We start from the raw sequence: 19051 nt of genomic DNA, 5'->3' as shown, positions 1-19051 counted from the left end.
TGCGGTTCGGGTTCTCTTCACGCCGGGCGCCTGACGAATTCGTGGAATTGCTCACGGCGGCCGGGTTCATCCTTTGCCACCACGAGCCCCAGCTGCCGTTCGTCGAACAGCTTGAACCATTCGTCCCATTCGACCAGTTCGTAGCCGCCGGCGTTGGCCGGGCGTTCGGCCTGGTCCTGGTCCTGATAGGCGTGCTGGCCGAAAACCAGCCTCAGCATGGCTTGCGTGCCTGTTTCGGGCGATACATCGACGATTGCCGGAAATCCGGCACGTGACGCGGCCCAAGAGCGAATTGCCTGGTGGTCGGTCAGCATGATCGTATCGGCCATGAAAGCGTCTCCATCGATTGCTGCTGGAAAACGCCGGTCGCGGTTTCAAGTTCCGTGCAACTGCTTCATGGGGGTCCTCGCGCATATTCGACTTTGCTTAACCGCTTGTTTGGGCTTGCGCCCTAAGGTCTCTCTCACGGAAGCGTGGGGGTTCACGGTCCTTTGGACACCGGTCTGCTGACAGGGTTACTCAACCCGACGATCGCGCTTGCGCTCGGCGCGGTGTTTCTCGTGCTGTGGTTTTATCAGCGTCACTGCGCCTATCTGGCTGTGCTCGCCGCCAGTTACTGGCTTTCGGCGGCCGGCTTCCTGCTGCAGTATTTCACCCTGCCCATCGGCATGGCGCCGACCAAACTGCTCTCCGTCACCTGCTTCACGATTGCTGCCAGCGGTCTCGCCGGCGCGATCGTGACACGTTATGGACGGCGCGTGCCCTTTGTTGCGATCGGCTTTCTGGCGAGCGGCGGCCTGGCCGCTTTTTGCTGGTTCATGTTCATCCAGCCCGATCTCACCTGGCGAATCCTGGCGATGAATTTCGCTTTCGGCGGGCTCAGCCTGGTAGTCGCCGCCGAACTGCGCGTGGTGCGCGGCAGGGGCCCGACGGAAATGATGCTGTTCGTGCTGTCGCTGCTTTCCGGGCTGAATTTCGTCGCGCGCACCCTCGTTATCGTCATCGCGCATGGACCCTACCAAAGCTATGACGGGTTCTATGCCTCGTCCTACTGGACGACAGCGCTGCTGTCGCATGCACTGCTGTCGCTGCTCACCGCGCTTAGCCTGTTCTGCGCGGCTGCGCTGGACGTAATGAAAACGCTGAAGGCCGAGGCGTACACCGACCCGCTGTCGGGCCTGCTCAACCGGCGCGGCTTCGAGGAACGCGCCACGCATCTCCTGCGGCACTGCGCCACCGCCAAACTTCCGGTCGCGCTGGTGCTCGCCGACCTCGATCACTTCAAGGCAGTCAACGATCTGCACGGGCATGCGGCGGGTGATCGCGTGATCGCCGATTTCGCCGCCAAGCTTCGATCGGCTGCCGGCACCAGCGGCGTCGCCGGCCGCATCGGTGGCGAGGAGTTCGCCGTGCTTTTGCCGCTGAGCGACCTTGGCGCGGCAAGGCTGTTTGCCGAAGCCATTCGCACGGTCTATTCGGCAGGCAGCGTCGACGGGCTTCCGCCCGGCACAAGAGTAACGGCGAGCTTCGGCGTGGCGGCCTACACCGGCGAGGAGGGGCTGGAGCCGCTGATGCGCCGCGCCGACGAGGCACTTTACAAAGCCAAACGGAACGGCCGCGACAGCGTGCGGCTATCCTATGAACGGTCGGCCCATGGACGCTCGGAAACGGCGCTGGTCGTGGAGCCGCTCAAAGCCGGCTGATCGTCCACGTCTAGAGCATTTGCAGCCAAGGGAATCGCTTGGCGCCGCAGAAATCGCGCTAAACAAACAAACAGCGCGGGGTGCGCGGTTCAATTCGAACGCATTCCGTACTACGCCCATGTTAACGTCTTTTTCGCCCGTTCGTGATTTGCTGTCGCAGGGAGTGTGAAAGACCACATGGGCGGCGGCGCAGAGTTCATCCTTGCAATCAACCTGCTCGTCGCCGGCGTGCTGGCGGCCGCCTTCATGACCATATCGTTCAACGAGGTGGCGCGCGCGCCGGCGCGCTGGCTGGTCTTCGGTTATCTGCTCGGGATGGCCTATTTCGCCATCGAGTTCAGCATTCCGCTCTTCGACAATGCGCGACCCGCAGTCGTCGCGGGCTTCGCCGTTTTCCTGGGCGCCACCATCGCCTTCAATGCCGGGCTTGCCCATAAATACGGCGTGGCGCCGCCTTGGGTGCCGATGCTCGTCTTCCTGTTTGCGGCCACCGTGGCCGTGTATTTCGTGCAGGATCTGCCGCGCCAGTCGCTTGCCCGCATGATGGCCTACCAGCTTCCCTATGCCGCCATGCAGTTCGTCGGCGTCGGCATCGTCTGGTCGTCCAGGCAAAGACGCGACTGGCTCGACCATGCGGTGATGGCCGTACTGGCAGCCAGCGCCCTGCAATTCGTGAGCAAGCCGTTCATCGCTCATGCATTGGGCGGCTGGGGAGCCAATCCGCAGGCCTATCTGCAGAGCAATTACGCTCTGGTGTCGCAATCGCTCGGCACGGTGTTTGCCATGACAATCGCGCTTCTGATCCTGATCATTCTGGTCCGCGACGTGCTCGCCGAAGCGATGTCGAAATCGGAGACGGACACGCTATCGAGGCTGCTCAACCGTGGCGGCTTCGAGCGTCATGCCGAGCTTGCGATGCGTGACGCCGTGCGCAGGGGTATTCCGGTCGCGCTGGTCATCGCCGACCTCGACCATTTCAAGAGCATCAACGACAGTTTCGGCCATGCATCCGGCGACAGGGTCATCGAGACCTTTGCCGGCTTCCTGCGTGATGCGGCCGCCGAGCATCACGTCGCCGGCCGCATCGGTGGTGAGGAATTCGCCATCATCCTGCCGAGAACCAACCTCGCCGCCGCGCGGCTCTTCGCCGAAGGCACGCGCAGCGCTTTCGGGGCGTTGCCGATCGACTGTCTGCCGGCGAACCATCGTTGCACCGCCAGCTTCGGCGTTGCCGAGCTCCACCCGACTGAGAATTTTTCCGACCTGCTGCGGCGCGCCGACGAAGCGCTCTACCAAGCGAAGGGCAGCGGACGCAATTGCGTGCGGATCTCGATAGGATCAATCGCCGCCCGGCAGCCCGCTGTCGCCAATGCCGGGCCGAAGATCAGCGGCAGGGGCTAAGCTCCGGCATCTCACCGTCGGAAAGCCCGTACATATAGCTGCGGCCCTTCACGAAAACCGGCGGCCTGTAGCAGTCGTGGCTGCTGACATCGTCCGGTTCGTCTTGATAGAGGATTTTGGGCTGCCCAGCGCCGACGTAATCCGACATTTCCTTGGCCAATTCGCCCTCGCCAACGAGGATGCGCTTGTAGCCGGCGGCGCTCTCGATGACGAGGTTGCCGAAGGAATCGGCATAGACGCGGTCGCGCGTCCCGGCGCGTGCCGGCGCTGCGAATGCGAAGCCGATGGCCACCGCCACCAGGACGACGGGCATCGAGACGGGCGCCGGAAGGCGCGATCTGGCTGAATTCGAATGCATGGCGTCCCCATTTGTCAGAGGCCGAGTTCTTGCTCGAATCACAAATTAACCTTTTCTTAACCATTGTTAAGAGGCCAGCCCTGCTGGCCGGCAGTTCTCGGCAAACATGGTTAATATCCGCGGCCATCTTTCGGCCATGCTTGCCACCACCATCGCGGCCGAGCGCGACATCGGTTATCTTGGCAAGCATCGCGGCTGGATTGACGCGCAGGGAGACAGCACATGGCGTTAGGCCGGACGTTTCGGGTGACGCTGGCCCTTTGTCCATTGCTGACCACAATTGCCTGCGTGTCTCAAACCAATGCGCCAGCCGCCGCGCCCGATTCACCGCAGCCGCGCACCGCAACCTACAGTTGCGCCGATGGCGCCAGGATCACCATCGAAAATCTCGGCACTTCGGTGCGGGTGCTTGGTCCGGACGGCGCCAGCGAGGACCTGCCGGCCTCGCCAGCCAATCAAAACAGCCGCTTCGGCGCGGCGCATGACGCAATCGTGATCGACGGGCGCGACGCGCTGGTGATGAAGGGCGGGAAGACGCCGCTGACCTGCAAGCGCTAGGGGCATGCCCATATTCAGGTGAGGCTGGTCTGCAAACAGTGGTTTCCTACGCTTCCGGTACTCACGTACCCGAAAGTACGCTCCGTTCCGGTTCTCGGAACCGCTGTTTTCGCCACGGGCTGACCTGAATCTCAACATGCCCCAAGCCGTAGGATCGAAACCACATACCGCACCGCAGCGAACATTGCGCCGGCTTTGGGTCGCGCGCTAATCGATTGAAGCCAAACACTGCCTTTTGTCAGACTAAATTACCTTTTCGGAACGATTTTCCGGCTTTGACGCGGTGCAAAAAGAGCATTAGAAACCGGGCTGTCCAAAGTCGCAACCGGAAGCGGTAATGCCGCATTTCCACCTGGGGCTCCAAGAGACGCCGAACTTGGGACGCCGAACTGGGGGAGCCATGAGCAAGTCACCAGCCACCCGCGAATTTGCCAGACGTGAACGGCCGCTGTCGCCGCATCTGACCGTCTATCGTCCGCCGATCACGATGACGATGTCGATCATCCATCGCATCACCGGCGGCGCGCTCTATTTCGGCACGCTGCTGGTCGCGCTGTGGCTGATGGCGGCGGCGAGCTCGCAGCCCACCTTCGATGCCGTCAACTGGGCCTTCGGCTCGTGGCTGGGGCGGCTGGTGCTGTTGTTCTATACCTGGGCGCTGATGCACCACATGCTGGGCGGCGTGCGCCATCTGATCTGGGACACCGGGGCCGGGCTTGAAAAGGACACCGCCTCCAGGGTCGCCTGGGCGACGCTGGTCGGCTCGATCGTACTGACGCTGCTGATCTGGATCGCCGGCTACATGGCGCGGGGAGCGTGATCGTGAGCCACCACAACACCGACATGCGCACCCCGCTGGCCAAGGTCCGCGGCCTCGGCTCCGCCCGCGAGGGCACGGAGCATTTCTGGCGCCAGCGCCTGACGGCGATCGCCAACATTCCACTGATCCTGTTCTTCGTCGGCTTTCTGATCGCGCTGAACGGCGCCGGCTATGCGCAAGTGCGCGCCGCACTTGCCAACCCGTTCGTGGCGCTGGTCCTGGCCCTGGTGCTGTTGTCCGGGCTCTACCATATGCGGCTCGGCATGCAGGCGATCATCGAGGATTATGTGCATGGCGAGGGCATGAGGCTGGCGCTGCTCGCCCTCAACACATTCTTTCCCGTAGTGGTCGGCGTCGCCTCGATCTTCGCCCTGCTCAAACTGGCATTTGGAGGCTGAAATTTTGGCCAAGGACGCGAACAACGCCAACACGGCGTCCGCCTACAGCTATGTCGACCACAAATTCGACGTGGTTGTGGTCGGCGCCGGCGGCGCCGGCCTGCGTGCCACGCTCGGCATGGCCGAACAGGGCCTGCGCACCGCCTGCATCACCAAGGTTTTCCCGACGCGATCGCACACTGTCGCCGCTCAGGGCGGCATCGCCGCCTCGCTGTCCAACATGGGGCCCGATTCCTGGCAGTGGCACATGTACGATACCGTGAAAGGATCGGACTGGCTCGGCGACGTCGACGCCATGGAATATCTGGTGCGCGAAGCACCCGCCGCCGTCTACGAGCTCGAGCATTACGGCGTGCCGTTCTCGCGCACCGAAGAGGGCAAGATCTACCAGCGGCCGTTCGGCGGCCATATGATGAATTTCGGCGACGGCCCGCCGGTGCAGCGCACCTGTGCGGCCGCCGACCGCACCGGCCACGCCATCCTGCACACGCTCTACGGCCAGTCGCTGAAGAACAACGCGCAGTTCTTCATCGAGTATTTCGCGCTCGACCTGATCATGGAGCCGGACGGCACCTGCAGCGGCGTCGTCGCCTGGAACCTCGACGACGGCACCATCCACCGTTTTTCGGCAAAAATGGTGGTGCTGGCGACCGGCGGCTATGGCCGCGCCTATTTCTCGGCGACCTCGGCGCACACCTGCACCGGCGACGGCGGCGGCATGGCGGCGCGGGCCGGGCTGCCGCTGCAGGACATGGAATTCGTGCAGTTCCACCCGACCGGCATATACGGCGCCGGCTGCCTGATCACCGAGGGCGCGCGCGGCGAAGGCGGCTATCTCGTCAATTCCGAGGGCGAGCGCTTCATGGAGCGCTATGCGCCGTCGGCCAAGGACCTTGCCTCGCGTGACGTGGTCTCGCGCTGCATGACGCTGGAGATTCGCGAGGGACGCGGCGTCGGCAAGAACAAGGACCATATTTTTCTCCATCTCGACCACCTCGATCCGGCCGTCTTGCACGAGCGACTTCCGGGTATTTCGGAGTCGGCAAAGATCTTTGCCGGCGTCGATCTGACCAAAGAGCCGATCCCGGTGCTGCCGACGGTCCACTACAATATGGGCGGCGTGCCGACCAACTACTGGGGTGAGGTGCTTAACCCCACCGCCTTGAACCCGGACCAGGTGTCGCCCGGGCTGATGGCGGTCGGCGAAGCCGGCTGCGCCTCCGTCCACGGCGCCAACCGGCTGGGCTCCAACTCGCTGATCGATCTGGTGGTGTTCGGCCGCGCGGCGGCGATCCGGGCCGGCAAGGTGATCGATCGCAACGCAGCGATCCCGTCGCCCAACGAAGCCTCGGTCGACAAGATCATCGACCGCTTCGACCGGCTGCGCCACGCCAACGGCTCGACGCCGACGGCGGTTTTGCGCGAAAAGATGCAGAAGGCGATGCAGGACGATGCGGCGGTGTTCCGCACCCAGGAATCGCTGCAAAGCGGCTGCAAGCGCATTTCGCAGATCTGGGGCGAGCTCAAGGACGTAAAAGTGTTCGATCGCTCGATGATCTGGAATTCCGACCTGGTCGAGACGCTGGAGCTGGAAAACCTGATGGCCAACGCCATCACCACGGTCTACGCCGCCGAGGCGCGCAAGGAGAGCCGTGGCGCACATGCGCGGGAGGATTTTTCGGCGCGCGACGACGCGAACTGGCGCAAGCACACGCTGTCCCGGCTCAGCGAGGCCGGCGGGGTGTCGCTCAGCTATCGGCCGGTGCACACCGAGCCGCTGCTCATGGAAGCAGACGGCGGCATCAACCTGGCCAAGATCGCGCCCAAGGCCAGGGTGTATTGATGATGGCCGCCGTAAACGGGACTTGGTCCGGGCTGAAGCTCGTCATCCGAAAGGACCTGAGATAATGGTCGAACTCACCCTTCCGAAAAACTCGAAGATCAAGGCCGGAAAAACCTGGCCGAAGCCGGAGGGTGCGACCAATCTGCGGGAATACCGCATCTACCGCTGGTCGCCGGACGATGACGAGAACCCGCGCATGGACACCTATTTCGTCGACATGGACGATTGCGGGCCGATGGTGCTCGACGCTCTGCTCTACATCAAGAACAAGATCGACCCGACGCTGACGCTGCGCCGCTCCTGCCGCGAGGGCATTTGCGGCTCCTGCGCCATGAATATCGACGGTTCCAACACGCTCGCCTGCACCAAGGGCTGCGATGACATTTCCGGCGCGATCAAGGTCTACCCATTGCCGCATATGCCGGTGGTCAAGGACCTGGTGCCCGACCTGACCAATTTCTACGCCCAGCACGCCTCGATCGAGCCGTGGCTGAAGACGGTGTCGCCCGAGCCGGCCAAGGAATGGCTGCAGAGCCATGAGGACCGCGAAAAGCTCGACGGGCTCTATGAATGCATCCTGTGCGCCTGCTGCTCGACCTCATGCCCGAGCTATTGGTGGAACGGCGACCGCTATCTCGGTCCGGCGACGCTGCTGCAGGCCTATCGCTGGCTGATCGATTCCCGGGACGAGGCCAAGGGCGAACGGCTCGACAATCTCGAAGACCCGTTCCGGCTCTATCGCTGCCACACCATCATGAACTGCGCCCAGACCTGTCCCAAGGGGCTGAACCCGGCCAAGGCGATCGCCGAGATCAAGAAGATGATGGTGGAGAGAAGGGTTTAGCTTTGGACGGGTTGCTGCAGGGATCATCTCGTCGGTAGTGATCCTTCGCGCCGGCGCTGTCCCGCCGACTTCAAAGGAAGCCGACCCATGACCGATACCGAACTCCCCATCCTCTCTCCCGTCGAAGCGCGCGTGCTCGGTTGCCTGATCGAAAAGAAGGAACTGACGCCCGACATCTACCCGCTGACGCTCAATGCGGCACTTGCCGCCGCCAACCAGAAGACGGCGCGCGAGCCGGTGATGTCGGTCGAGCTTGTCGAGGTGAGACGAGCGCTTGGCCAACTCGAGCACAAGGGGCTGGTCAGGCAGGTCTTTGCCTCGCGTGTCGAGCGCTACGAGCATATCGTCGCGCAGCGCTTTTCGCTGACCTCGGCGCAGATTGCGCTGCTTGGGCTGCTGTTGCTGCGCGGTCCGCAAACCGCCTATGAATTGCTGGCGCGAAGCGAGCGCATGGCGCGGTTGCCCTCCATCGACGAGCTTCGCAGCAATCTCGACCTGTTGATCGGCCGCAAGCCGCCGCTCGTTCAGCAGATCGATCGTGGTCCCGGCCAGCGTGAGGACCGCTATGTGCATCTCCTGGGCGGGCCGGTGCAGCTGTCGGCTGCCGCAGCGCCCTTGCAAGCGCCTTCGCCGGCCTCGGATCTCGAAGCGCGCGTGCAGGCTCTCGAGGAAGAGGTCGCACAGCTGCGCGCACGCATCGACGCGCTGACCGGCGACGGACGCTGATGACCTTTTGAGGCGTTGGAGGGACGTGAAGGATCGCCTACGCCCCACAAATGAAAACGCCGGCCTTGGAGCCGGCGTTTATCACCTCATGCCATCTGCTCAGCCGAGTTTGGCGTCGAGCGAAACCTTTATGGCGCCGAGCGCCTTCGAGACCGGGCATTCGGCCTTGGCCTTCTCGGCCAGCTCCTGGAATTTCGCCGCATCGATGCCCGGCACCTTGCCGACCACCGTGAGCGCGCTGCCTGTGATCCCCGTGCCAGGAATCAGCATCACCACCGCCTTGGCGTCGAGTTCGTCGGCGGGGGTGCCGTTCTCGGCCAGGAAGTGAGAGAACTGCATGGCGTAGCAGCCGGCATGCGCGGCGGCGATGAGTTCCTCCGGATTGGTGCCGGCCTTGCCGCTTTCATCCTCGAACCGCGCCTTGAACGAGTAGGGCGTGCCTTTCAGAGCCGCGCTCTGCGTGTCGAGCGTGCCGTTGCCCTCTTTCAGATTGCCTTTCCAGACGGCGTTTGCGGTGCGGTCCATGAATTCCTCCTTGATTGTGGTGGCTGAGCCGTGATCGGCGTCTGGTCGACTATAGCGCGCGCGGGCACGAAGGCCACCCGTGCTTTCGCGCCAATGGCGACGCGAAAAAAAATCCGCGTGCAAAAATGTCGACTTCCATCTGCCTCGGCCGTCCTGCGGGCGGCCACGGGTTTCGTGGCCGAATGGAGGACACCATGAATAATCTGTTTTCTGCTCACTGGAGTGACACCGGCCGAAAGGCGGCTGAACAGGAACCTGACCGGTTGGATCGGCAATTTTCCGGTTTCGGTCGACTGCTTGTTGCGGTCGCCATGATAGGGGTTGCGGTATCCCTTCTCGATCATGCGGCGGTCAAAAGCCCGGCTGGGACCTTGGTCGCCAACAGTTCGTCCCAACAAGGAAGATGAAAGATGAAATACGTTTGCCTGGTCTATGGTGAGGAAAAAGACCTTTACGCGATGAGCCCGGAGAGGCTGGCCAGGCTCGACGCCGACTCGCTGGCCTATGACAAATCGGTGGAGCAAAGCGGCCGGCTGATCATCGCGCAGGCGCTGCAATCGGTAAGAACGTCGAAAACCGTGCGCCGGCGCAAGGGCAAGCGGCTGATCACCGATGGTCCCTTCGCCGAGACCAAGGAGCAATTGCTCGGCTTCGTCATGATCGAGGCGGGGGATATCGACGAGGCGCTGGAGATTGCCGGCGGGATTCCGCTGGCCGAAATCGGCACGATCGAGGTCAGGGCGATCTACAGCGTACCGGGATCCTGAACACTATTCCGGTTGCGTTCGGCGGAATCGATGTTCTTCGGCGGGCGCAACTTTTGCGTGTTGAAGCGAGACAGCACTTCTCCTATCGTCGCTGCGGTTGGGGGATTTCGGGCATGCATATACTGATTGCTGCAATTGGGCTGTTGGGAGTGGCGGCGTTCTGGTGGTATCGGATGAAGGCCATGAACGATGCGGCGCGCGAGGTCGCGGACGTCGTCGGGCGGGTGCAAGGCAACATTCGGCGCAAGAGGTTGCGCAAGCAGGCGGCGCTCTCACCGCTGACGGCGATCGACGATCCGGTCGTGGCGGCCGCGACGCTGATCACCGCCATCATTTCCGAGAACGGCCCTGTCCTGCCGCAGCGCGAAGCCGTGGTTCGGTCGGTGATTTCGGAGATTGCAGACGACAAGAAGACCGATGAGGCCGTGGTCTACGCCAAATGGGCGGCGTCCCAGATCGACGATGCCACGATCGTCATCGACAAACTGGCGCCGTTCCTGCGCGAACGCCTCGACGTGACTGAGCGAAACGATTTGCTGCAGATGGTGAACCGCGCGGCGCAGGCTGGTGAGCAACCCCTAAAAATATCCGACCAGAGGATACTGCGGCTGCGCCAGAAGCTCGGCTTCGAGGTCAACTAAGGGTGTGCTGATATTCAGGTGATGCCGGCCCGTCAGACGGGTTCAGATCGCCTCGCCCTTGAGCAGTTTCGGCGTGTCGCCGGACAGACCGGACGCCTGGCGGATGAAGAAATCCTTCAGCCGCGGCATGCGTTCGACGAGACCGAGGCCGATGTCGCGGACGGCGCGCAACGGGCCGATGTCGTTGGAAAACAGCCGGTTCAGGACATCGGTGGTGACGCCCATCTGCAGCGTGTCGAAGCGCCGCCACTGCTGGTAGCGTTCGAGCACGTCGAGCGCACCGACATCCTGGCCGAGCCGGTCGGCCTCGACCACCACTTCGGCCAACGCCGCCACATCCTTGAAACCGAGATTGAGGCCCTGGCCGGCGATCGGGTGGATGCCGTGGGCGGCGTCGCCGGCGAGCGCAATGCGCGGCGCGACGAAATCGCGGGCGATGGTCAGGCCGAGCGGCCAGGCACGTGGCCTGTCGGCGACGCGAATTTCGCCGAGCTTCAGGCCAAACCGCTGTTCCAGCTCGTGCTCGAAGACGAGGTCGTCGCCGTCGACCAGTTTTTCGGCATCTTCCGACCGCTCGACCCAGACGATCGACGAGCGGTGGGTGCCGTCCTTGTCCGACTTGAGCGGCAGCGTGGCGAACGGGCCGGCTGGCAGAAAATGCTCTTCGGCGCGGCCATTATGCGGCCGTTCATGCGCGACGGTGCAGACGATGCCGGACTGGCCGTAGTCCCATTTCACCGTCTTGATGCCGGCCATGTCGCGCAGCTTCGAGTTGACGCCGTCGGCGGCGATCAGCAGCCGCGCCTTCAGCGTCGCGCCGTCGGCAAGATGCACGGTGATGCCGGCACCGTTGACGTCGAAGGCACTGACGGCGACGCCTTCGATGATGTCGATGCCGAGTGTTTCAGCGCGCCGGCGCAAGGCGCCGTTCAAATCCCTGTTGGCGACCATATGCGCAAACGCTTCGCCAGGCGCGACCTCGCCATCGAACGTGAGAAACACCGGGCGCAGCGGATCGGAAGCGCGCGAATCGGTGACGATCATCTCGGTGATCGCCTGCGCCTCGGGGGCGATTTCGGCCCAGACGCCGAGTTGGTCGAGCATGCGGCAAGCGGCAGCGGCGATCGCCGAGGCGCGGCCGTCCTTTTGCCAGATGCCGGCGGGCGCGGCGTCGACGACAGCGACCGCCAGGCTCGGTCGTGCCTGTTTCAGCGATACGGCGGCGGCAAGGCCGACATAGCCGGCGCCGGCGACCAGAATGTCCAGCGCGGTTCGGTTTTTTGCATCCGCCTTGTCGACCATGGCAAATTCCTTTCCGGCCAAATTCCTTTCCGGCCTTGACTGCCCGTCATTCCTGTCGGAAACCGCCATAACACTTTTGCGGCTTCTGAAGCTCGCTTCGAGTAAAATATCGAAATTAAGGCGAACTTCGGAATCAAAACGACACGAGGGCGCGAAACATGACGGCGGCCATGGACGAGCTTCTCGGCATTCTCGACCTCGAGCAGCTGGAACACAACCTGTACCGTGGTCGCAGCCCCAAACTCGACTGGCAGCGTGTCTTCGGCGGCCAGACCATCGCCCAGGCGCTGGTCGCCGCCCAGCGAACGGTCGAGCCCGAACGCCACGTCCATTCGCTGCACGGCTATTTCATGCGGCCGGGCGACACCAAGGTGCCGATCATCTACCAGGTCGACCGCATCCGCGACGGCGGCTCCTTCACCACGCGCCGTGTCGTGGCGGTCCAGCACGGCCAGGCGATCTTTTCGCTGGAAGCCTCGTTCCAGCAGGACGAGGTCGGTCTCGAGCACCAGGTGCCAATGCCGCTGGACGTGCCGGCGCCCGACACATTGCTGTCGCAGCGCGAATTGATCGGCAAGTTCGGCGCGGCCGTGCCCGACGGCATCAGGCGCTACTGGGAGCGTGACCGGCCGATCGAGATGAAGCCGGTGATGCTGGAGCATTACACCAGCCGGGAGAAGCTGGAGCCGAAACAGAACATCTGGATCCGCACCACCGGCCCGGTTCCGGGCGATCGCGCCGCGCAGGCGGCCGTGCTTGCCTATCTTTCCGACATGACGCTGCTCGATACCTCGACCTTTGCGCATGGCCGCGCCATCTTCGATAGCGACATCCAGGCGGCGAGCCTCGATCACGCCATGTGGTTCCATCGCAGCCATCCACTCGACGACTGGATGCTCTACACGCAGGACAGCCCGTCGACGCAAGGGTCGCGGGGGTTCACGCGCGGGTCGCTGTTTGCCCGCGACGGCACGTTGATCGCCTCGGTTGCCCAGGAAGGTCTCATCAGGCTGAAGCGGCCGCCCGCGGAATAGGCAATTTTGCAAAATTGCCTACTTTTTAATCAGCTGCGCTGCCGCGACTATGAACAGTCAGCCGACAAACCTTCGCCAAGTCGTTATTTAACAGCAGCTTAACACCCTGCTTCGGCAACTGGCACGGAGCTTGAATCCTAGCGGGCACTCTCCGGCTCTCATGGGGATCGGCGAAGTCGTGCAAACGCGGGGGACCCGCAACAGTAAAGGGTGAAACCTTATGAAAATCGTGATGGCAATCATCAAGCCGTTCAAGCTCGACGAGGTGCGCGAAGCGCTCACCGCAGTCGGCATCCAGGGCCTGACCGTCACCGAAGTCAAAGGCTACGGGCGTCAGAAGGGACACACGGAAATCTATCGCGGGGCGGAATACGCGGTCAGCTTCCTGCCGAAGATCAAGATCGAAGTCGCGGTCGGCCTGGACATGGTCGACAAGGCCGTCGAAGCCATCACTGCGGCGGCCAAGACCGGTCAGATCGGCGACGGCAAGATCTTCGTTTTCGGCATCGACCAGGCGGTGCGCATTCGCACCGGCGAAACAGACACCGACGCGCTTTGAGCTGCGGAAACGTATTCCAATGGAGAGTTCAATGAATATTCCTTCTACTTTGAAGTCGGTGGCGCGCACCGCGCTGCTAGGCTCACTCGCTATCGCAGCGCTGGGCACGTTCGCCGCATTCGCGCAGGAAGCGGCGCCGGCCGCACCGGCCGCGCCAGCAGCGCCGGCCTTTACCGTCGACAAGGGCGACACGACGTGGATGATGATCTCCACCATCCTGGTGCTACTGATGACCATTCCCGGCCTTGCCCTTTTCTACGGCGGCCTGGTTCGCGCCAAGAATATGCTGTCGGTGCTGATGCAGGTCTTCACCATCACCAGCGTGGTCATGATCGTCTGGGTTTTCTACGGCTACAGCCTTGCCTTCACCCCCGGCAACGCCTTCGTCGGCGGCCTTTCCAAGATGTTTCTCGCCGGCGTCGACGTGACGACGGTGTCGGAAACTTTTACCAAGGGCGTCGCCATTCCTGAACTGGTGTTCGTCATCTTCCAGATGAGCTTCGCCTGCATCACGCCTGCCCTGATCGTCGGCGCCTTCGCCGAACGCGTCAAGTTTTCGGCCGTGATCCTTTTCACCATCCTGTGGGTCACATTCGTCTACTTCCCGATCGCGCATATGGTCTGGTTCTGGGGCGGCCCGAGCGCTTACAGCGACCCGTCGGGGCTCATCTTCAGCTTCGGCGCCATCGACTTTGCCGGCGGCACCGTCGTTCACATCAATGCGGGCATCGCCGGCCTCGTCGGCGCGCTGATGATCGGCAAGCGCATCGGCTACAACAAGGACGTCATGGCGCCGCATTCGATGACGCTGACCATGGTCGGCGCGTCGCTGCTGTGGGTCGGCTGGTTCGGCTTCAATGCCGGTTCGAACCTCGAAGCCAACGCCTATGCGGTGCTGGCCATGGTCAACACCTTCGTCGCCACAGCCGCGGCGGCAGTGACCTGGATCGTGCTCGAAACGCTGCTGCGCGGCAAAGCCTCCATGCTTGGCGCGGTTTCGGGCGCTGTTACCGGCCTTGTCGCCGTCACGCCCGCCGCCGGCTTTGGCGGACCGATGGGCGTCATCGTGCTCGGCATCGTCGCCAGCTGCGTCTGCTACTTCTTCGTCTCGGTCGTGAAGAACAAGTTCGGCTACGACGACAGCCTCGATGTCTTCGGCATCCACTGCGTCGGCGGCATCATCGGCGCGCTCGGCACCGGCATCCTGGTCAATCCCGCCCTCGGCGGCGCCGGCATCGTCGATTATTCGACGGCCGACTTCGCCGCCGGCTATGCCGGCACGGCGACCCAGTTGTGGTCGCAGTTCAAGGGTGTCCTGGTAACCGTCCTGTGGTCGGGCATCGGCAGCGCCATCCTCTACAAGATCGTCGATATGATCGTAGGCTTGCGCCCGACAGCCGATGCAGAGCGCGAAGGGCTCGACCTCACCGCGCATGGCGAAGCGGCCTATCACCCGTAAGCCAGGCCACCTGTGGGTCTTGTCTGGGGCGGCCTCGGTCGCCCAACACCTTCCCTCCCGTCGTGACGCTCCCGAAAAGGGCTCACGCATTGAGGCCCGGACCGGTTCCGGGCCTCTTTTTCGTGGGATGCACGCCGGTGGCAGTCCAGGCTCGGTCACAATCGCTTGATCGGGCGCCTGATCGATCTTGGGCGATGAAACATCGGCCGGCCAGCGTGCCCGCCATTTATGTGACCGGTTTCCACTCGGGGAGCGCCGGCACGCACCCATGGTTAATGCGGCCTTAACCTTCCCGCCGATAGTCTGGCATCCGAATCTGCCGGAGTACGTCATGCGTCCGGCCAGTCCATGACAGACGGGGAACGACGAATGCGTTCAGGGGCTTCAGCACCGCTTGCGCTGGCCGATACGGGGCACGGCATCCAGGCGTTCGCGCGGCGTCAGGTCGGCCGGCTGCTCGGCGCCGGCCTGTTTGCGCTGGTCGCCTTCGGCGTCGCCAGCCTCGCCACCTGGAACGTCGCCGACCCAAGCTTCTCCCATGCCACCGACAACATCGTCACCAACGCCATGGGCTATGTGGGCGCTGTCTTCTCCGACCTGGCCATGCAGTTCTTCGGCCTTGCTGCGGTCGCGGCGCTGGTGCCGGCGGTGGTGTGGGGATTTCTGCTGTTTTCGGCGCGCGGCGTCGACAGGCTGCCGAAGCGCGGGCTCGCCTGGTTCGGCTACGCGGTGCTTGCCGCGGCCATGGCCGGTTGCGTGGTGCCGCCCAAGACCTGGCCGCTGCCGACCGGTCTCGGCGGCGTGTTCGGCGACATGGTGCTCAAGATCCCAGGCTTCGTCGTCGGCGGCTATCCGACCGGTCTCATCGCCAGCGTGCTCGCCGTGCTCCTGGCCGCGCCGGCGCTGTGGCTGTTTGCCTACGGCTCGGCGCTGATTGCACGCAAGAACGGTTTCGCCGTCCTGGAGCAACCGGCCGCAGCCGATCCGAGGGACCAGGACGACTTGCTTTTCGACAATGACGAGGATGAGGGCGACGAGGGCATTCTGGCGCTAGGCGCGATCACGCATTGGTGGCTATCGTTGCGAGCCTATCTCCGCCGCCGCGCCGCGCGCCGCCGCGAGCGCGACGATTTCGAACCGGAGATGGAGCGCGCCAGCGCCTGGCGGCGCGCTGCCGAACGGGTCGAATCGGCCGAATTCGCCGAGTCGCGGATGAGTGCCGATGGCCGGGCCCGCGTCGAGCCGGAATTCTTCGCCGCCATGGTCAACGACCGTAGCGCCTCGCTCGACGACGCCGATGTTTTCGACGATGACGATGACATGGATTTTGCGCCGGAGCCTGCGCGCAGCGCTGCGCTCAATGCGAAGGTGCAACCGTTCCGCTCCGATGCAGCCACCCGCGTCGCGGCGCCGGCGCCGCGGCCGGTTCCGGGCGCGCGTGTCCAGCGCGAAGCGCAGTCCTCGCTGATCGGCTCCGAACAATTCGAAATGCCGTCGCTGCATTTCCTGTCCGAGCCGAAGAACGTCGTGCGCGACGCCAGCCTGTCCAAGGACGCGCTCGAGCAGAATGCCCGCCTGCTCGAGGGCGTGCTGGAGGATTTCGGCGTCAAGGGCGAGATCATCCATGTCCGCCCCGGCCCGGTCGTCACGCTTTACGAGTTGGAACCGGCGCCCGGCATCAAATCGTCGCGGGTCATCGGCCTGTCTGACGACATCGCCCGCTCGATGAGCGCGATCGCCTGCCGCGTCGCCGTGGTGCCCGGCCGCAACGCCATCGGCATCGAACTGCCGAACGCCAAGCGCGAGACCGTCTATCTCAGGGAAATCATGGCCAGCCGCGATTTCGAGACCACCAAGGCCAAGTTGGCGCTGGCGCTCGGCAAGACCATCAACGGCGAGGCGGTCATCGTCGACATCGCCAAGATGCCGCACGTGCTGGTCGCCGGCACCACCGGCTCGGGCAAGTCGGTCGCCATCAACACCATGATCCTGTCACTGCTCTATCGACTGACGCCGCAGGACTGCCGGCTGATCATGATCGACCCGAAAATGCTGGAGCTCTCGGTCTATGACGGCATCCCGCATCTTTTGACGCCCGTCGTCACCGATCCGAAGAAGGCGGTGGTGGCGCTGAAATGGACCGTGCGCGAAATGGAGGACCGCTACCGCAAAATGTCGAAGGTCGGCGTCCGCAACATCGACGGTTTCAACGCGCGGGTGCAGCAGGCCGAGAAGAAGGGCGAAAAAATCTCGCGCACCGTGCAGACCGGCTTCGACCGGCAGACCGGCGAAGCGGTCTATGAGACGGAAAACCTCGATCTCGAGCCAATGCCCTACATCGTCGTCATCATCGACGAGATGGCCGATTTGATGATGGTCGCCGGCAAGGACATCGAAGGCGCGGTGCAGCGCCTGGCGCAGATGGCGCGCGCTGCCGGCATCCACGTCATCATGGCGACGCAGCGGCCGTCGGTCGACGTCATCACTGGCACGATCAAGGCCAACTTCCCGACCCGCATCTCCTTCCAGGTGACGTCGAAGATCGACAGCCGCACCATTCTGGGCGAACAGGGCGCCGAACAGCTGCTCGGCATGGGCGACATGCTCTACATGGCCGGCGGCGGCCGCATCCAGCGCGTGCACGGTCCTTTCGTTTCCGATGACGAGGTCGAGAAGATTGTCGCGCATCTGAAGCTGCAGGGCGTGCCGGAATATCTCGATGCCATTACCGAGGATGACGACGAGGACGACGATGAGCCGTCGGGCAAGGGTGGCTTGGGCGGTGGCGGCGGCAATTTCGAGGATTCCGACGATCCCTACGACCAGGCGGTTGCGGTGGTGCTGCGTGACGGCAAAGCCTCGACCAGCTACATCCAGCGCCGGCTCGGCATCGGCTACAACCGCGCCGCCTCGATCATCGAGAAGATGGAGAAGGAAGGCATTGTCGGCCCGGCCAACCATGCCGGAAAACGCGAAATTCTGGTGCCGACGGAGGACGACAAGTTCTGATCCGCCCGCCAAGCCGACAGGATTTTCGCGGCTGCAACCTGACGGCAGCAACTTTGAACCTTCTGGCGCGTTTGCAACGACCAAGCGCTGTTCGGCCGCCAAACTTAAGCCCAACTGGGGGGCCAAACACTGCGACAACAGATGAACCAGACGAGAGTAACCGGCATGAAAAACTCTTCTTTCGCCACGATCAGCGATTTTGCCCCGACCCGCCGCCAACTGCTTGGCCTCGGGCTGGTCCTGGCCGGCGCCGCGGCCATCAATGTCGTGCCCGGGGTCCAGTTGCTGGCGTCGGCGCAAGCGGCGGTGCCAGCCACCGCGCAGAAGATCGCCGACCATTTTTCCTCGGTCAAATCGATGGCCGGCGAATTCGTGCAGTTCGGACCCAAGGGCGAGCAGACCGGCGGCAAGTTCTTCCTGGAACGGCCGGGCAAGATACGCTTCAACTATGATGGGACGTCGAATTTCCGGGTGATTTCCGACGGCAAGTCGGTGGTCATCCTGAACAAGCGGCTGAAAACGTCCGATCTCTACCCACTGTCGAAAACGCCGCTCAAGCTGCTGCTCGACACCAGGATCGACCTCTCCGGCGGCCGCGTCAAAAGCGTCAAGGAAGAAAACGACGTCACCACCATCCAACTCGCCGACAAATCGGTGTTCGGCAGTTCGAAGATCACCATGATGTTCGATCCGAAAACCTACGAATTGCGCCAATGGACGATCACCGACGCGCAAGGCAAGGACACGACGGTGATGATCTTCAACGTCAGGGAAGGCGTAAGCTTCGCCCCCGACACCTTTGCCATCGACTACACGGCCAACCGCGAACTGAACACCAAGTCGCGGTAGGATCTGCTGTTATTCAGGTGAGGCCGGCCTGCGAATGGCGGTTTCCTGCGCTTCCGGTACGTACTTTAAGTAAGTACGCTCCGCTCCGGTTCTCGGAATCCACCATTCTCGACTCGGCCTGACCTGAATCTCATCGAATCCTGGTGCCAGCCCGGGGCCCCCGTGAAAGCCCGGCCGCGTGTTTTTTAGATTGGGGGGGGGGAGGTATTTTAGGGGATTGAATTAAGGGGGGGGCCTAATGGGGGCCCTTGGGGG

The 19051-nt window shown here is 63.2% G+C and carries 21 protein-coding genes; 16 read left to right on the top strand and 5 right to left on the bottom strand.

Annotation, left to right across the window (positions count from 1 at the left end; translation table 11 throughout):
- Positions 1-17 precede the first annotated feature (17 nt).
- Positions 18-329: a hypothetical protein gene (locus AC0L2M_RS26575; protein WP_473536319.1), complete on the bottom strand. Its 312-nt coding sequence runs from the start codon at positions 327-329 to the stop codon at positions 18-20.
- 162 nt (positions 330-491) lie between these two features.
- On the opposite strand from AC0L2M_RS26575, the gene AC0L2M_RS26570 reads away from it, so the two are divergent.
- Positions 492-1703: a GGDEF domain-containing protein gene (locus AC0L2M_RS26570; protein ID WP_473536318.1), complete on the top strand. Its 1212-nt coding sequence runs from the start codon at positions 492-494 to the stop codon at positions 1701-1703.
- Between the two features lie 177 nt (positions 1704-1880).
- A complete protein-coding gene (locus AC0L2M_RS26565) occupies positions 1881-3104 on the top strand; it encodes a GGDEF domain-containing protein (RefSeq protein WP_473536317.1) in 1224 nt (407 codons plus the stop codon).
- Here AC0L2M_RS26565 and AC0L2M_RS26560 read toward each other — a convergent pair.
- Positions 3088-3462, bottom strand: a complete 375-nt coding sequence (locus AC0L2M_RS26560) for a hypothetical protein (RefSeq protein ID WP_473536316.1) — start codon at positions 3460-3462, stop codon at positions 3088-3090. The two genes, AC0L2M_RS26565 and AC0L2M_RS26560, sit on opposite strands and share 17 nt — an antisense overlap.
- A gap of 106 nt (positions 3463-3568) precedes the next feature.
- On the opposite strand from AC0L2M_RS26560, the gene AC0L2M_RS26555 reads away from it, so the two are divergent.
- From AC0L2M_RS26555 to AC0L2M_RS26525, 7 genes are all read left to right on the top strand, one after another.
- Positions 3569-3694, top strand: a complete 126-nt coding sequence (locus AC0L2M_RS26555; protein ID WP_287213413.1) for a hypothetical protein — start codon at positions 3569-3571, stop codon at positions 3692-3694.
- Positions 3685-4020, top strand: a complete 336-nt coding sequence (locus AC0L2M_RS26550) for a hypothetical protein (protein WP_473536315.1) — start codon at positions 3685-3687, stop codon at positions 4018-4020. The genes AC0L2M_RS26555 and AC0L2M_RS26550 overlap by 10 nt, the downstream gene beginning before the upstream one ends.
- A gap of 400 nt (positions 4021-4420) precedes the next feature.
- A complete protein-coding gene (gene sdhC / locus AC0L2M_RS26545) occupies positions 4421-4840 on the top strand; it encodes a succinate dehydrogenase, cytochrome b556 subunit (protein WP_473536314.1) in 420 nt (139 codons plus the stop codon).
- Between the two features lie 23 nt (positions 4841-4863).
- Entirely contained in the window at positions 4864-5238 is a 375-nt protein-coding gene (gene sdhD, locus AC0L2M_RS26540; protein WP_268929907.1) for a succinate dehydrogenase, hydrophobic membrane anchor protein, read from the top strand.
- A 4-nt stretch (positions 5239-5242) separates the two neighbouring features.
- Entirely contained in the window at positions 5243-7081 is a 1839-nt protein-coding gene (gene sdhA / locus AC0L2M_RS26535) for a succinate dehydrogenase flavoprotein subunit (RefSeq protein WP_473536313.1), read from the top strand.
- A gap of 64 nt (positions 7082-7145) precedes the next feature.
- The gene (locus AC0L2M_RS26530; RefSeq protein WP_023800578.1) at positions 7146-7925 is read left to right on the top strand and encodes a succinate dehydrogenase iron-sulfur subunit; all 780 of its coding nucleotides are present in this window, start codon (positions 7146-7148) and stop codon (positions 7923-7925) included.
- Positions 7926-8012: 87 nt separating this feature from the next.
- Positions 8013-8651, top strand: coding sequence for a YceH family protein (locus AC0L2M_RS26525; protein ID WP_287320548.1), 639 nt, complete (start codon positions 8013-8015; stop codon positions 8649-8651).
- A 99-nt stretch (positions 8652-8750) separates the two neighbouring features.
- Here AC0L2M_RS26525 and AC0L2M_RS26520 read toward each other — a convergent pair whose 3' ends face one another.
- Positions 8751-9176: an OsmC family protein gene (locus AC0L2M_RS26520; protein ID WP_473536312.1), complete on the bottom strand. Its 426-nt coding sequence runs from the start codon at positions 9174-9176 to the stop codon at positions 8751-8753.
- Positions 9137-9520: a hypothetical protein gene (locus AC0L2M_RS26515; protein WP_473536311.1), complete on the bottom strand. Its 384-nt coding sequence runs from the start codon at positions 9518-9520 to the stop codon at positions 9137-9139. Before AC0L2M_RS26515 ends, AC0L2M_RS26520 begins: the two co-directional genes overlap by 40 nt.
- Before the next feature lie 66 nt (positions 9521-9586).
- Here AC0L2M_RS26515 and AC0L2M_RS26510 point away from each other — a divergent pair, with 66 nt between their 5' ends.
- Positions 9587-9943: a YciI family protein gene (locus tag AC0L2M_RS26510; protein WP_473536310.1), complete on the top strand. Its 357-nt coding sequence runs from the start codon at positions 9587-9589 to the stop codon at positions 9941-9943.
- A 113-nt stretch (positions 9944-10056) separates the two neighbouring features.
- Positions 10057-10584, top strand: a complete 528-nt coding sequence (locus tag AC0L2M_RS26505) for a hypothetical protein (protein ID WP_473536309.1) — start codon at positions 10057-10059, stop codon at positions 10582-10584.
- Positions 10585-10626: 42 nt separating this feature from the next.
- Here AC0L2M_RS26505 and AC0L2M_RS26500 read toward each other — a convergent pair whose 3' ends face one another.
- Positions 10627-11886, bottom strand: a complete 1260-nt coding sequence (locus AC0L2M_RS26500; protein ID WP_473536308.1) for a ubiquinone biosynthesis hydroxylase — start codon at positions 11884-11886, stop codon at positions 10627-10629.
- 158 nt (positions 11887-12044) lie between these two features.
- On the opposite strand from AC0L2M_RS26500, the gene tesB reads away from it, so the two are divergent.
- The 5 genes from tesB to AC0L2M_RS26475 all read left to right on the top strand — a co-directional run bounded on the left by tesB (position 12045) and on the right by AC0L2M_RS26475 (position 18796).
- Positions 12045-12920, top strand: a complete 876-nt coding sequence (gene tesB / locus AC0L2M_RS26495) for an acyl-CoA thioesterase II (RefSeq protein WP_027155914.1) — start codon at positions 12045-12047, stop codon at positions 12918-12920.
- Between the two features lie 220 nt (positions 12921-13140).
- Positions 13141-13479, top strand: a complete 339-nt coding sequence (locus AC0L2M_RS26490; protein WP_023800571.1) for a P-II family nitrogen regulator — start codon at positions 13141-13143, stop codon at positions 13477-13479.
- A 31-nt stretch (positions 13480-13510) separates the two neighbouring features.
- A complete protein-coding gene (locus AC0L2M_RS26485) occupies positions 13511-14938 on the top strand; it encodes an ammonium transporter (protein ID WP_287056968.1) in 1428 nt (475 codons plus the stop codon).
- A 369-nt stretch (positions 14939-15307) separates the two neighbouring features.
- A complete protein-coding gene (locus AC0L2M_RS26480) occupies positions 15308-17947 on the top strand; it encodes an FtsK/SpoIIIE family DNA translocase (protein ID WP_473536307.1) in 2640 nt (879 codons plus the stop codon).
- Positions 17948-18112: 165 nt separating this feature from the next.
- Positions 18113-18796, top strand: coding sequence for an outer-membrane lipoprotein carrier protein LolA (locus tag AC0L2M_RS26475; protein ID WP_027155917.1), 684 nt, complete (start codon positions 18113-18115; stop codon positions 18794-18796).
- Positions 18797-19051: the final 255 nt, after the last annotated feature.

It is taken from the genome of Mesorhizobium sp. WSM4806 (assembly GCF_055811635.1).
The sequence above is the reverse complement of the archived record's forward strand: the minus strand, read 5'-3'. Positions and strand labels throughout refer to the sequence as shown.

Coding starts and splice junctions, on each gene's coding strand:
- AC0L2M_RS26520 (WP_473536312.1), bottom strand. CDS start 9,176: ATGGACCGCACCGCAAACGCCGTCTGGAAAGGCAATCTGAAAGAGGGC.
- tesB (WP_027155914.1), top strand. CDS start 12,045: ATGACGGCGGCCATGGACGAGCTTCTCGGCATTCTCGACCTCGAGCAG.
- AC0L2M_RS26505 (WP_473536309.1), top strand. CDS start 10,057: ATGCATATACTGATTGCTGCAATTGGGCTGTTGGGAGTGGCGGCGTTC.
- AC0L2M_RS26485 (WP_287056968.1), top strand. CDS start 13,511: ATGAATATTCCTTCTACTTTGAAGTCGGTGGCGCGCACCGCGCTGCTA.
- AC0L2M_RS26510 (WP_473536310.1), top strand. CDS start 9,587: ATGAAATACGTTTGCCTGGTCTATGGTGAGGAAAAAGACCTTTACGCG.
- AC0L2M_RS26475 (WP_027155917.1), top strand. CDS start 18,113: ATGAAAAACTCTTCTTTCGCCACGATCAGCGATTTTGCCCCGACCCGC.
- sdhC (WP_473536314.1), top strand. CDS start 4,421: ATGAGCAAGTCACCAGCCACCCGCGAATTTGCCAGACGTGAACGGCCG.
- AC0L2M_RS26525 (WP_287320548.1), top strand. CDS start 8,013: ATGACCGATACCGAACTCCCCATCCTCTCTCCCGTCGAAGCGCGCGTG.
- AC0L2M_RS26530 (WP_023800578.1), top strand. CDS start 7,146: ATGGTCGAACTCACCCTTCCGAAAAACTCGAAGATCAAGGCCGGAAAA.
- sdhD (WP_268929907.1), top strand. CDS start 4,864: ATGCGCACCCCGCTGGCCAAGGTCCGCGGCCTCGGCTCCGCCCGCGAG.
- AC0L2M_RS26555 (WP_287213413.1), top strand. CDS start 3,569: ATGGTTAATATCCGCGGCCATCTTTCGGCCATGCTTGCCACCACCATC.
- AC0L2M_RS26515 (WP_473536311.1), bottom strand. CDS start 9,520: ATGATCGAGAAGGGATACCGCAACCCCTATCATGGCGACCGCAACAAG.
- AC0L2M_RS26480 (WP_473536307.1), top strand. CDS start 15,308: ATGCGTTCAGGGGCTTCAGCACCGCTTGCGCTGGCCGATACGGGGCAC.
- AC0L2M_RS26560 (WP_473536316.1), bottom strand. CDS start 3,462: ATGCATTCGAATTCAGCCAGATCGCGCCTTCCGGCGCCCGTCTCGATG.
- AC0L2M_RS26490 (WP_023800571.1), top strand. CDS start 13,141: ATGAAAATCGTGATGGCAATCATCAAGCCGTTCAAGCTCGACGAGGTG.
- AC0L2M_RS26500 (WP_473536308.1), bottom strand. CDS start 11,886: ATGGTCGACAAGGCGGATGCAAAAAACCGAACCGCGCTGGACATTCTG.
- AC0L2M_RS26575 (WP_473536319.1), bottom strand. CDS start 329: ATGGCCGATACGATCATGCTGACCGACCACCAGGCAATTCGCTCTTGG.
- AC0L2M_RS26565 (WP_473536317.1), top strand. CDS start 1,881: ATGGGCGGCGGCGCAGAGTTCATCCTTGCAATCAACCTGCTCGTCGCC.
- AC0L2M_RS26550 (WP_473536315.1), top strand. CDS start 3,685: ATGGCGTTAGGCCGGACGTTTCGGGTGACGCTGGCCCTTTGTCCATTG.